This window comes from Streptomyces sp. NPDC037054, assembly GCF_055606745.1.
Map to the genome: position 1 here is coordinate 234,447 of NZ_JBVJSJ010000010.1, position 12,134 is coordinate 246,580.

12 protein-coding genes are annotated in these 12,134 nt (G+C 71.8%); 9 read left to right on the forward strand and 3 right to left on the reverse strand.

Annotated elements, in window-relative coordinates; all coding sequences use genetic code 11:
- The first annotated feature begins 45 nt into the window (after nucleotides 1-45).
- The 6 genes from ribH (at nucleotide 46) to ACZ7D7_RS24340 (ending at nucleotide 4,815) form a co-directional block, all read left to right on the forward strand.
- Nucleotides 46-531: a 6,7-dimethyl-8-ribityllumazine synthase gene (ribH, locus tag ACZ7D7_RS24315; protein ID WP_470826918.1), complete on the forward strand. Its 486-nt coding sequence runs from the start codon at nucleotides 46-48 to the stop codon at nucleotides 529-531.
- Nucleotides 532-565: 34 nt separating this feature from the next.
- Nucleotides 566-838: a phosphoribosyl-ATP diphosphatase gene (locus ACZ7D7_RS24320; protein WP_004990764.1), complete on the forward strand. Its 273-nt coding sequence runs from the start codon at nucleotides 566-568 to the stop codon at nucleotides 836-838.
- A 44-nt stretch (nucleotides 839-882) separates the two neighbouring features.
- Nucleotides 883-1,731: an ATP phosphoribosyltransferase gene (gene hisG, locus ACZ7D7_RS24325; RefSeq protein ID WP_470826920.1), complete on the forward strand. Its 849-nt coding sequence runs from the start codon at nucleotides 883-885 to the stop codon at nucleotides 1,729-1,731.
- A gap of 11 nt (nucleotides 1,732-1,742) precedes the next feature.
- On the forward strand, nucleotides 1,743-2,198 hold the full coding sequence (locus ACZ7D7_RS24330; RefSeq protein WP_470826921.1) for a PH domain-containing protein: 456 nt from the start codon (nucleotides 1,743-1,745) through the stop codon (nucleotides 2,196-2,198).
- Between the two features lie 233 nt (nucleotides 2,199-2,431).
- The gene (locus ACZ7D7_RS24335; RefSeq protein ID WP_470826922.1) at nucleotides 2,432-3,778 is read left to right on the forward strand and encodes a hemolysin family protein; all 1,347 of its coding nucleotides are present in this window, start codon (nucleotides 2,432-2,434) and stop codon (nucleotides 3,776-3,778) included.
- Nucleotides 3,775-4,815: a hemolysin family protein gene (locus tag ACZ7D7_RS24340; protein WP_470826923.1), complete on the forward strand. Its 1,041-nt coding sequence runs from the start codon at nucleotides 3,775-3,777 to the stop codon at nucleotides 4,813-4,815. The genes ACZ7D7_RS24335 and ACZ7D7_RS24340 overlap by 4 nt, the downstream gene beginning before the upstream one ends.
- Before the next feature lie 52 nt (nucleotides 4,816-4,867).
- Here ACZ7D7_RS24340 and ACZ7D7_RS24345 read toward each other — a convergent pair whose 3' ends face one another.
- Together ACZ7D7_RS24345 and ACZ7D7_RS24350 are read right to left on the reverse strand one after the other, a co-directional pair.
- Nucleotides 4,868-6,730 carry an AAA family ATPase gene (locus tag ACZ7D7_RS24345; RefSeq protein ID WP_470827003.1) on the reverse strand — a complete coding sequence of 621 codons (1,863 nt, stop codon included), beginning with the start codon at nucleotides 6,728-6,730 and terminating at the stop codon, nucleotides 4,868-4,870.
- A gap of 444 nt (nucleotides 6,731-7,174) precedes the next feature.
- Nucleotides 7,175-7,795, reverse strand: a complete 621-nt coding sequence (locus tag ACZ7D7_RS24350) for a uridine kinase family protein (RefSeq protein WP_470827005.1) — start codon at nucleotides 7,793-7,795, stop codon at nucleotides 7,175-7,177.
- Between the two features lie 308 nt (nucleotides 7,796-8,103).
- Here ACZ7D7_RS24350 and ACZ7D7_RS24355 point away from each other — a divergent pair, with 308 nt between their 5' ends.
- The 3 genes from ACZ7D7_RS24355 (at nucleotide 8,104) to ACZ7D7_RS24365 (ending at nucleotide 10,521) form a co-directional block, all read left to right on the forward strand.
- On the forward strand, nucleotides 8,104-9,468 hold the full coding sequence (locus ACZ7D7_RS24355; RefSeq protein WP_470826925.1) for a peptidase C39 family protein: 1,365 nt from the start codon (nucleotides 8,104-8,106) through the stop codon (nucleotides 9,466-9,468).
- 143 nt (nucleotides 9,469-9,611) lie between these two features.
- Nucleotides 9,612-9,752, forward strand: a complete 141-nt coding sequence (locus ACZ7D7_RS24360; protein ID WP_470826926.1) for an SCO1431 family membrane protein — start codon at nucleotides 9,612-9,614, stop codon at nucleotides 9,750-9,752.
- A gap of 109 nt (nucleotides 9,753-9,861) precedes the next feature.
- Entirely contained in the window at nucleotides 9,862-10,521 is a 660-nt protein-coding gene (locus ACZ7D7_RS24365) for a TetR/AcrR family transcriptional regulator (RefSeq protein WP_470826927.1), read from the forward strand.
- 51 nt (nucleotides 10,522-10,572) lie between these two features.
- Here ACZ7D7_RS24365 and ACZ7D7_RS24370 read toward each other — a convergent pair whose 3' ends face one another.
- A complete protein-coding gene (locus tag ACZ7D7_RS24370) occupies nucleotides 10,573-11,814 on the reverse strand; it encodes a glycoside hydrolase family 18 protein (protein WP_470826928.1) in 1,242 nt (413 codons plus the stop codon).
- Between the last annotated feature and the right edge of the window lie 320 nt (nucleotides 11,815-12,134).

Sequence of the window (12,134 nt, forward strand, 5' to 3'; positions counted from 1 at the left end):
CCAGCACCACCCAGGCACACCCCAGTCACCGAGGAGACGAAGAACGTGAGCGGCAAGGGCGCACCGGAACTGTCCGTACAGAACGTCGGGGACTTCAGAGTCGCCGTCATCGCGGCACAGTGGCACGACAAGGTGATGGACGGCCTGGTGGACGGCGCGCTGCGCGCCCTGCGCGAGCTCGGCATCGACGAGCCGACGCTGCTGCGCGTCCCGGGCAGCTTCGAGCTTCCCGTCGTCGCCAAGGTCCTCGCCGGCCGCGGCTACGACGCGATCGTCGCCCTCGGCGTCGTCATCCGCGGCGGCACCCCCCACTTCGACTACGTGTGCCAGGGCGTCACCCAGGGCCTCATGCAGGTCTCGATCGAGACCGGCGTCCCCGTCGGCTTCGGCGTGCTGACCTGCGACACCGAGGAGCAGGCCCTGGACCGCGCCGGTCTGCCCGGCTCGAACGAGGACAAGGGACACGAGGCGGTGACGGCCGCCGTGGCGACCGCTGCCACGCTGCGTTCAGTATCCGAACCCTGGCGCTGAGACACCCCCGCGAGCGCGTAGGCTTAGGCCCACCATGTCCAAGAAGACGTTCGAGGAGCTCTTCACCGAGCTCCAGCACAAGGCCGCCCACGGCGATCCCGCCACCTCCCGCACCGCGGAACTGGTGGACAAGGGCGTACACGCCATCGGCAAGAAGGTCGTCGAAGAGGCCGCCGAGGTCTGGATGGCCGCCGAGTACGAGGGCAAGGAAGCGGCCGCCGAGGAGATCTCGCAGCTGCTGTACCACGTCCAGGTGATGATGGTCGCCCGCGGCATTTCCCTCGACGACGTCTACGCCCACCTCTGAGCCGCACCCGTTCCCGCCCACACCACGCGAAGGAAGCCGACCTCATGCTGCGCATCGCCATCCCCAACAAGGGTTCCCTGTCCGGACCTGCGGGGGAGATGCTGCATGAGGCCGGCTACCAGCAGCGCCGCGAGTCCAAGGAACTGCGCATCGTCGACCCGGAGAACGAGGTCGAGTTCTTCTACCTCCGCCCCCGCGACATCGCGATCTACGTCTCCTCCGGCAGGCTCGACATCGGCATCACCGGCCGCGACCTGCTGATCGACTCCGGCGCCGAGGCCGAGGAGATCCTCCCGCTCGGCTTCGCCCGCTCCACGTTCCGCTACGCCACCAAGCCCGGCACCGCCACCGGCGTCAAGGACCTCAACGGCATGACGGTCGCCACCTCCTACGAGGGCATCGTCGCCAAGCACCTCGCCGACAACGGCATCGACGCCTCCGTCGTCCACCTCGACGGCGCCGTGGAGACCGCGATCGAGCTGGGCGTCGCCGAGGTCATCGCCGACGTCGTGGAGACCGGCACCTCGCTGCGCAACGCGGGCCTCGAGGTCATCGGCGAGCCGATCATGAAGTCCGAGGCCGTCGTCGTCCGCCGCACCGGCGAGAACGGCGAGGAGCCCAAGGTGCAGCAGTTCCTGCGCCGCCTCCAGGGCGTCCTCGTGGCCAGGACGTACGTGATGATGGACTACGACTGCCGGGTCGAGCAGCTGGAGAAGGCCGTCGCCCTGACCCCCGGCCTGGAGTCGCCGACCGTGTCCCCGCTGCACAACGAGGGCTGGGTCGCCGTCCGCGCGATGGTCCCCTCCAAGGAGGCGCAGCGGATCATGGACGACCTCTACGAGATCGGCGCCCGCGCCATTCTCACGACGGCCATCCACGCCTGCCGGCTCTGAGGGTCACCGCCATGTCCGATCTGCCCGACCTGCCCGTCACCTTCCGCCCGGCCCGGACGCGGGCCATCATGCTCACCGCGGCCGTCGCGATCTTCGTGGTCGTCACGGCCGTCGGCCTGCTGCTGAAGCCGCTCGGACCGGGGGAGCGCGCCAGCTTCGTCCTGACGGCGGCCCTGCTCGCCGGTGCGATGCTCATGCTGGCCCGGCCCAGGGTCGTCGCCGACGAGTCCGGCGTCACCGTCGTCAACCTCACCCTCAAGCGGCGCCTGGCATGGGCGGAGATCGTGTCGGTGAACCTCCGGCCCGGCGACCCGTGGGTGTTCCTCAACCTCAGCGACGGCACCAGCCTGCCCGCGCTCGGCATCCAGCCCGGCATCGCCCGGCAGCGCGCCATCGCCGACGCGCGCGCCCTCAGGGCGCTCGTCGAGGCCCGGTCCGTCGCCGGTCCCGAGGCCGGGCGGGACTGACCCGAACCGGGCGGCCCGGCACTCTGCCGCGTCGCCCCGTGTCTTGAATATTCTGTGGGCGGCAGGCGTGTCGTCGCGCCGCCGCCCCTGTCGCCCCGCCCGGTGCCCAGGGGCTCCCAGCTATCCGAGGAGTGACCCTCTCCGGCGATGGACGGATCGTCCTGCAGTACCTGCGCCGCCCCCTGCCGACATGACGCGGATTCCCTCCGCGCCCACGCCGAGGCGGCGGCATCATGACCATCCCCCTGCTGCTCCTGGCAGCCGCGTTCCTCCTGATTCTCGCCAACGGCTTCTTCGTCGCGGCCGAGTTCGGCCTGGTGACCGTCGAACGCCCCGACGCCGAACAGGCCGCGGCCGACGGCGACCGCCGGGCCCGCCGGGTCGTGGAGTCGCTGAAGGAGCTGTCCTTCCAGCTCTCCGGCACCCAGCTCGGCATCACCATCACCTCCCTCGTCGTCGGCATGCTCGCCCAACCGGCGCTCGCCGCCGTGCTCAGCGGCCCCGTCACCGCCGTCGGCGTGCCCGACGGCGCGGTTGCCGGCGTCGCCGTGGTCGTCGGCATGCTGCTGGCCTCGGCCGTGCAGATGGTGATCGGCGAACTCGTGCCCAAGAACTGGGCGGTGTCCCGGCCGATGCAGGTCGCGCGCTTCGTCGCCGGCCCGCAGCACGCCTTCGCGCGCCTGTTCCGCCCGGTGATCGCCGGGCTCAACGCGGTCGCCAACCGGCTCGTCCGCGCCCTCGGCTTCGAGCCGGCCGAGGAACTGGCCTCCGCCCGCACCCCGGGCGAACTGGTCTCCCTGGCCCGGCACTCCGCCCGGGCAGGCGCCCTGGAACAGGACACGGCCGACCTGTTCGTCCGCACCCTGTCCCTCGGGGAGCTGACCGCGCAGCACGTGATGACGCCGCGCGTGAAGGTCAGCGCCCTGCAGTCGTCGGCCACCGCCGAGGACGTCGTCAACCTCACCCGGGCCACCGGTCTGTCGCGCTTCCCCGTCTACCGGGAGAAGATCGACGAGATCGTCGGCATGGCGCACCTCAAGGACGCCCTGGCCGTCCCGGCGCGCGAGCGACTGCGCACCCCCGTGGACGGCATCGCCCGCCCGGCGCTCCTCGTCCCCGAGACGCTGCCCGTGCGGCCCCTGCTCACCCGGCTGCGCAGCGAACAGCCCATCGCGGTCGTCGTGGACGAGTACGGCGGCACGGCCGGCGTCGTCACGCTGGAGGACATCGTCGAGGAGATCGTCGGCGAGGTCCGCGACGAGCACGACGGCCACGACCTGCCCGAGCTCGCCGCCGTACCGCCGGAGGAGGGCAGGCCCGCCTGGGACGCCGACGGCGGCTGCCGCGTCGACGTGCTCCGGCGCATCGGACTCACCGCCCCCGACGGGCCCTACGAGACGGTCGCCGGCCTGGTCGCCGACCTGCTCGGCCGGATCCCGGCCGTCGGCGACCGGGCCGAACTGCCCGGCTGGCGGCTGTCGGTGCGCCAGGTCGGCCACTACCGCGCCGAGCGCGTGCGCATCGTGCGGACGGCACCCGTCGTGGAGTCGACCGCCCCGGCCGTGGAGGCCGCCCGATGAGCAGTGTCCTGCAACTGTTCTTCGCCGCGCTGCTCGTGCTCGCCAACGGCTTCTTCGTGGGAGCCGAGTTCGCGCTCGTCTCCGTGCGCCGCAGCCAGATCGAACCGCTCGGCACGGCACGTGCCCGCCGAGTCCTCCACGGTCTGGAAAACCTGCCGCAGATGATGGCCGCCGCGCAGTTCGGCATCACCGTCTGCTCGCTGACCCTCGGCGCGGTCGCCGAACCCACGGTGGCGCACCTGCTGGAGCCGCTCTTCGAGTGGATCCACCTGCCGCACGCGATGATCCACCCGCTGGGCTACGTCATCGCCCTCGCCGTCGTCGTCTTCTTCCACCTCGTCGTCGGCGAGATGGTCCCGAAGAACCTGGCGATGGCGGCGCCGGAGACGGCCGCGCTGTGGCTCGGCCCCGGCCTGGTCGGCTTCGCCCGGCTGTGCGGGCCGGTCACGGCGGCCCTCGGCACCTGCGCCCAGGGCGTTCTGCGGCTGTTCCGGGTCGAGCCGAAGGACGAGGTCGAGGCGGTCTTCACCAGCGAGCAGCTCAACCGGCTCGTGGAGGACTCCCGTCAGGCCGGCCTCCTCGACCCGGAGGAGCAGGAACGCCTGGAGGACGCCCTGGAACTGGGCTCCCGCCCGGTCACGGACGTCCTGCTGAAGCGCGAGTCGCTGGTCACGGTCAGCCCGTCGGTCACTCCGGGCCGGATCGTGGAACTCACCGCCCGCACCGGGTACTCCCGCTTCCCGATCGCCGCGGAGGGCGGCGCCTTCATGGGCTACCTGCACGTCAAGGACGTCCTCGACCTGGAGGACTCCGACCGGGCGGTGCCCCAGCACATCTGGCGGCGCATGACGACGCTCAGGCCCGAACTCCCGCTGGACGACGCGCTGACGGTGATGCGCAGGGCCGCCACCCACCTGGCGCAGGTGACGGACGCCTCAGGGAAGGTCCTGGGCCTCGTCGCCCTGGAGGACGTCCTGGAACTGCTGGTGGGAGAGGTCCGCGACCCGGCCCACAGGGAGGCCCTGACGACGACGTGACGCCGCTCGGGGCGGGCGGCCGGCTCGGTGAGCCGACGGGTCCCGCGGCAGTTCACAGGGCCGACGGATCCTGCGGCCCCCGCCCCGACAGCACTTCCCCGTACGCCTGCATCAGGTCCGGCAGCCGCAGGGTGGCCAGGTCCTCCCGGGTGAGCACCCCCGGATACGCGGACAGCCGCAGGTCCCGGTAGGCGCAGCTCTTCTCGTACAGGGTCCGCAGGAACCGCCCGTTGCCGAGCTCGTCGATCCAGCCCTGGTCCACCACGTGCCCGGCCAGCGCCCGCAGTTCGTCCAGCGCCTCCTCGTCCCACTGGTCGCCGTTCTCCGCGGCGAGGACCTTGCCGATCTCCGTGAGCTCCGGCGGCCGGTACGAGGGGAAGTCGACGCGCGTCGTGAAACGGGACGACAGCCCCGGGTTGGCCGCCAGCAGCCGGTCCATGCCCTCCGGGTACCCGGCGAGGATCACCACGAGGTGGTCGCGGTTGTCCTCGGCCCGCTTCAGCAGCACCTGAAGCGCCTCGTCGCCGTACGCGTCGCCCTTGCCGTACCCGGAGTTGGACAGCGAGTACGCCTCGTCGACGAAGAGGACGCCGCCGAGCGCGGAGTCGATCAGCTCGTTGGCCTTCACGGCCGTCTGACCGAGGTACTCGCCGACGAGATCGGCCCGCTGCGCCTCCACGAGGTGGTCGCCGCCGAGCAGGCCGAGGGCGTAGAACACCCGGCCCAGGATGCGGGCCACCGTGGTCTTGCCGGTGCCGGACGGGCCGGAGAAGACGAAGTGCCTCTTGGGCGGCTGCACCGGCAGGCCCTGCCCGGCCCGCAGCCTGGCCATGTTCAACTGCGCCGACAGCGCCTTGACCTGGCGCTTGACGGGTTCCAGACCCACCATGCGCTCCAGTTCGGCGAGCGCCTCCTCCAGCAGGCCCGGGTCGGTGGGGCCGGAGGGCAGCGACTGCGGGGGCGGGCCGGTCTTCTCGCGCGCCGTCCGGTCCGCCGCCGTCGGCGGGGGAGCGGACGACGGCGGCTCGGGGCCGAGCTTGAGGTCGCGGCCCTCGGTGCCGTACAGCGGGTCGAGGACGTCGGGGCCGTCCACCATGTCCTGCCCGGCGCCGGTCAGGGTGATCGCCGCGAGGTCGGCGGAGTCGTCGTACCCGTCGCCCTCGGAGATCGCCGCGAGCCGCGCCGAGGTGTCCATGAACGCCGGGTCGACCCGGTGCACCGCGCGGTACAGCGGGAGCGCCGCCGCCGACCGGCCGGTGCCCTCGTGGGCGCGGGCCAGCCAGTAGCGCAGCTCCTTGCGCTGCGGCTGCTCGCTGCGGCAGCGCATCAGGGCCGCCGCCAGCAGCGGCTCGGCCTGGCCGTACATCTCCAGGCGTACCCGGGCCATGCCGCCGAACAGGCCCGCCTCGATGCCGAGCATCGGGTCGTCGAGCAGCGGGTCGGTGTGCCGGACGAGCTGCTCCCAGTCCTTGACGAGGTAGGCCCGGCAGGCGTGCAGGAAGCGGACCTGGGAGTCGGTGTCGACGGGCGGCAGGCCCGCGAGGGCCCGGTCCAGCTCCGGTACGTGCCGTCCGTCCAGCCAGTGCGAGGCGTGCGCCAGCAGCAGGTCCCGCGGGCTCTCCAGCACGGGCTGCACCCACCAGCCCAGCCAGTACCAGGAGTTGAGGGAACGGCGGTGGCGGGCGCGCTGCTCCCCGAAGCGGTCCCGGTGCCGGTGCATCCGCAGCAGCGCGGTCGTGGTGTCGACGCGCAGCGCGTGCAGCCCGAGCCAGCCGTCCGCCATCGCCGGGTCCAGTCGCACCGCCGTCCGGAACTCCTCCTCGGCCTGCGGATACGCGCCCATGGTGTAGGCGTCCATGCCTCTCAGCCAGGCGAGGTCGGCCGGGCCCTCGGGGCCCCGGGTGCCGAAGTCCATCACGTCCCCCACGAACCGTGCCCCCGTCGGTATGCCGCCGAGCCGTCGCCCGAGGGCCGCCTTTGGTCGAACCACTGTGCTGCGGAACGGAGTTGCCGGTGCGCGAGCAGCCGTCCGGTAGATCGCACCGAGGGCATCGTACCCGCGGGGCCACGCCCTGCCGAAGGGTGCCGCACAGGCCGTTCGGCGAGGTGGGAGCACATGGGGCGCACGCCGGACGGTGACCGAGGGTGAGCGATTCGGGTCGCCCGGCGTCCGGAAAGGGCTTCGGGAAGGTGAAAAGGACAGAACGAAGCCCCCGATCACGGGGGAACAACCGGGGGCTTCGCGTCTGTCGGCGGTCGTTGAAGGACCGCACATTCAGAACGTAAGTCCTGTACGGCCCGTCGGTCAAGCCGAGTTGAGGCACTCGGAGAAGTTCCCCCGACCGGGGCTTTCACACTTTCACCACATCGGGTTCGAGTCGTCACCGTGCGTGAAGAGGTGGTCGGCGGCAGGTGTCCTCAAGGGGCCCGGAAGCACCTCATATCCCCGCTGTCGCTGTCGCACCAGAACGTCGGCGAAGGGCCTGGAGGGGTCCGCCGCGAAGTGCCGGCGCTCCGCCTCGACCCACCCGGCCCAGAACTCCCGCTGCTCCTCGCCGTCCCGCTCCCTGCCCCGGCGCCACGCCTCCTCGCGCGGCACCTCCATCCACAGCAGCAGCGCCAGGTACGGGCGCAGCGCGCGGCGGCCCGCGCCGACGCCCTCGACGAGGACCACCGGCGCCGGCGGCAGCACGCGGGGCGGGCCGAAGCGGCGGGCCCGCCAGTCGTACGGGGCGTAGCGCGCGCTCTCGCCGCGTGCGAACGGATCGATCACCTGTTCCCGCAGTCGCCCCGTCCAGTCGAACAGCTCGTCGTGGCTGGCGATGTCGTCGAGGCGCAGCACCGGGACGTCGCCCAGTGCCGCGGCCAACTGCCCGGCGAACGTGGACTTCCCGGACCCGGCGTGCCCGTCGACGCCGATCAGGCGGACCGGCCCGCAGGAGGGCGGGAGGCGGCGGATCCGGGAGGCGAGAGCGTGAATGGCGGGTTCCTGGGGCGGGGTGCGGTCGGGGCGCCCAGCACTGGAGTCAGGGCACCCGGCGTGGGAGTCGGGGCGCCCAGCACTGTAGTCGGGCACCCGGCACTGTAGCGGCGGGCTGCACTGCCGCGGCGGATGCGCCGCACGGCCTCCCGGGTGCCGAGGGCCAGGTCATGCCACTGGTCGAGGCCAATATTGCTCGGCGTGGCATGGGCCGAAGTGCTGGCCGGACCCCCTGACGGGCGTCCATAGTTGGCGCACAGCCGTGCAACCGGACCTGCCCGACTCCGACACCAGGGGGTCTCCCGCCCATGAGCAGAGCCGAACAGCCGTCCCGCAGAAGCGTGTTGACCGCCGCCCTCGTCGCGGCGGTCGCCGTCGGCGGTGCGGGCACCGCGGTCGCCGCCCCGCGCGCCGACGCCGCCGACCCCGCCGGGACACCCGCCCACCCCATCGACAACCGGGCCTGGACCTCGTACCTCGACTGGCGCGGCGGCACCGCCAGGGGCACGCGCGTCGTCGCCGGTGCCCGGCCCGGCGTCGCCATCGCCCGCCCCCTCGGCACCGTCGACCACACCGATCCGCACACCGGCACCACCGCCGCGTGGGACTACGCCACCTGGACCTCGCCCGTCCACCGGCTCACAGTCCCCGCCACCGAGGCCATCGCCTCCTGGAACGCCGACACGCCCGAAGGGACCTGGCTCCAGGTCGAGTTGAAGGGCACCTACTCCGACGGCACGGACACGCCCTGGTACGTCATGGGCCGCTGGGCCGCCGGCGACAAGGACATCCGGCGCACCTCGGTCGACGACCAGGGCGACGGCAAGAGCAGCGTGTGGACCGACACCTTCGCCGTGGACGACGCGGCCTCCGGGCTCCGCCTGGTCTCCTACCGGCTGCGGCTCACCCTCTACCGCAGGCCCGGCACGACGCTCACGCCCACCGTGTGGCGGCTCGGCGCGATGGGCTCCGACATCCCGGACCGCTTCACCGTGCCGGCCACCACTCCCGGCGTCGCCCGGGAGCTGGCCGTGCCGCGCTACTCGCAGGAGATCCACAAGGGCCAGTACCCGGAGTACGACAACGGCGGCGAGGCCTGGTGCAGCCCCACGTCCTCCCAGATGATCATCGAGTACTGGGGCGGCCGGCTCACGCCCGAGCAGCTCTCCTGGGTCGACCCGGCCTTCGCCGACCCGCAGGTGTGCCACGCGGCCCGGTACACCTACGACTACCAGTACGCCGGCTGCGGGAACTGGCCGTTCAACGCCGCCTATGCGGCCACCTTCGACGGCATCCAGGGCGTCGTCACCCGGCTCGGCTCGCTCACCGACCTGGAGACCCTGATCGCGGCGGGCATCCCGGCCATAACGTCGCAGTCCTTCCGCGCGGAGGAGCTGACCGGGGCCGGCTACGGGACCGCCGGGCACCTGATGACCGTGATCGGATTCACGCCCGAGGGCGACGTGATCGCCAACGACCCGGCCTCGCCCAGCAACGAGGCGGTGCGGCGCGTCTACAAGCGGCGCGAGTTCGAGAACATCTGGCTCAGGACCAAGCGGTACAACGCCACCGGCAAGGTCGTCTCCGGCACCGGCGGCGTCTGCTACCTGTACTTCCCGGCCCGCCCGAGCGCGCGCCAGCGCGAGGCGCTCGCCGCGGTGGGCGTGCGCTGAACCCGCTCCGCGACCGAAGGGCCCCGGTTCCGCCGGGGCCCTTCGGCGTGTGACCAACGTCTCCGCCGCAAAAGCCGCCACGAGTGGCAAGGTGGACAGTCCGTGGGGGGAGTCCACTGCACGCCGAACACCAGCGAGAGGCCATGACCGCGAACTCAGCCGCAGCCGTCCGTGTCCGTACCGGCGGCCCCAAGGACGACGGCCCCGAGATCCTCGAGCACGCCATGGGGTGGGTCCTCGTGGTGGTCGTCGCGATGCTCGTCACCCAGCTCGGCCTGCTCTGACGGTTCCCGGGCGCTTCGGCGGATTTCGTCGAATACGCGTCGAACAAGCAGGTGACGCGGGTCTGCCATACTGCGGGTGTCCCACCGCCCGTTGAGACCAGGGTCGAAATTGAATATCAGTCAACAAGGCGCCGCGCGTCCCCACCGGGCACGCGGCACCGAGCGTTCCGTGGCGCGCCGTGCCGAACTCATCGCCATCGGGCGGAAGTTGTTCGCCGACACGTCCTACGACGCGCTCTCCATGGACGACATCGCCCGCCAGGCGCATGTCGCCAAGGGGCTGATCTACTACTACTTCGAGTCCAAGCGCGGCTACTACCTGGCGATCATCCAGGACGCGGTGGCCGGTCTGGTCACCCTCGCGGCGAGCGGCGTCGAACTGCCCCCGGCCGAGCGGGTGTACCGCACGATCGACAGCTACCTGCGCTACGCCGAGCACAACCAGGCCGCGTACCGCGCCATCGTCAGCGGCGGCGTCGGCTTCGACACCGAGGTGCAGTCCATCCGGGACGGGGTGCGGGAGGCGATCGTCGCCACCATCGCCGAAGGGGCGTACGGCCGCCGCGACGTCGCGCCGCTCGCGCGCATGGGCCTGCTCGGCTGGGTCTGCGCCGTCGAGGGCGCCACCCTCGACTGGATCGGCCGCCCCGGGCTGCCCCGCGAGACGATGAGCGACCTGCTGGTGAAGGTGCTCGGCGGCGTCCTGCGCGCGATAGAGGAACTCGACCCCGCCCACCCGGCCCCGGACCTCACCCGCAGGGCCACCTGAGAAGGGGCGGGAGTCATCGACTCCCGCCCCTCAACTGTCCTGCCTGGGCCCCTAGTCGATGGCCTTGATCAGCTCACCGTCCGCGGTGTCGCCGCTCAGCTCCCAGAAGAACGTGCCGCCGAGCCCCTGCTCGTTCTTGTACGTCATCTTCTCGGCGATCGTCGCGGGGGTGTCGTAACTCCACCAGTCGTTCCCGCACTTGGCGTAGGCGGTGCCGCCCACCGTGCCGGTCGCCGGGCACTTGTCCTTGAGCACCTTGTAGTCCTCGATGCCCTGCTCGTACGTGCCCGCCGCCGGGCCGGTCGCGGTGCCGCCGGGCGCGTCCTGCGTGACGCCGGTCCAGCCGCGCCCGTAGAACCCGATGCCGAGCAGCAGCTTCTCGGCCGGGACGCCGAGGCCCTTGAGCTTGGCGATCGTCGCCGAGGTGTCGTACTTCTGCTTCGGGATGCCGTCGTACGAGGTCAGCGGCGAGTGCGGGGCGGTCGGCCCGGCCGCGTCCCAGGCGCCGAAGTAGTCGTACGTCATCGGGTTGTACCAGTCGACGTACTGCGCGGCGCCCGCGTAGTCCGCCGCGTCGATCTTGCCGCCGTCGGTGGCGTCGGCGGTGATCGCCGCGGTGACGAGGTAGTCGGGGCCGAACTTGGCGCGCAGCGCCGACATCAGCTTCGGGAAGGCCTCGCGGCCGCTGGTGTCGCAGGTCGCGCCGCAGGCGTTCGGGTACTCCCAGTCGATGTCGATGCCGTCGAAGACGTCGGCCCACTTGGAGTTCTCGACGAGGTCGTAGCAGGACTGCGCGAACGCGGCCGGATCCTTGGCGGCCTCGGCGAAGCCGGCCGACCAGGTCCAGCCGCCGAACGACCACAGGACCTTGAGGTCGGGGTGCCGCTTCTTCAGTTCGAGGAGCTGGTTGAAGGTGCCGCGCAGGGGCTGGTCCCAGGTGTCGGCCACGCCGTCCACGGACTCGGCCGCGGTGTACGTCCGGTCGGTCGCCGCGTAGGCGTCGCCCATCGCGCACTTGCCGCCGGTGACGTTGCCGAAGGAGTAGTTGATGTGCGTGAGCCTGTCCGCCGAGCCCGACGTCTCGATGTTCTTGACGTAGTACTTGCGGTCGTAGGTGCCCCATTCCGTGAAGTAGCCGACGACCTTGGAGCCGGCGGCGGCCTCGGACCTCTCGGTCGTGGGGGTGGCGGTCGCGGAGCCCGCGCCGGCCAGGAGCCCGGCGCCGAGTGCCACGCAACTGGCGGCCGCCAGGAGGCCCCGGAAGCGCGGACGGGGGTGGGGGGAACGGTGCATCGGGTGTCACCTCGTGGGGGAGAGGGGAACACGCGCCGATTGACATGGACGCGTTGAATCGATTCGCAGCGAAACCGTAGGAGGACTAGACCAGTCCCGTCAATGGTGCGGACCAAGTTCGTCCGGTTGCCGCGGGACGACGCCTCCGGCGCGCCCGGGCGATGGCCGCGGAGTGAGGTTGGCGATATCTTTGAAGTAAGCGGTCGTTAACTGGTGACTGGCAGTCCGTGATCGGGCATACTCACAGCGCACAGCCGCTGGTCAGCCGCTTCCGAGACCCGGAGGCGGGACCTCGGCCGAGCATCGGATCGACCTGGCGG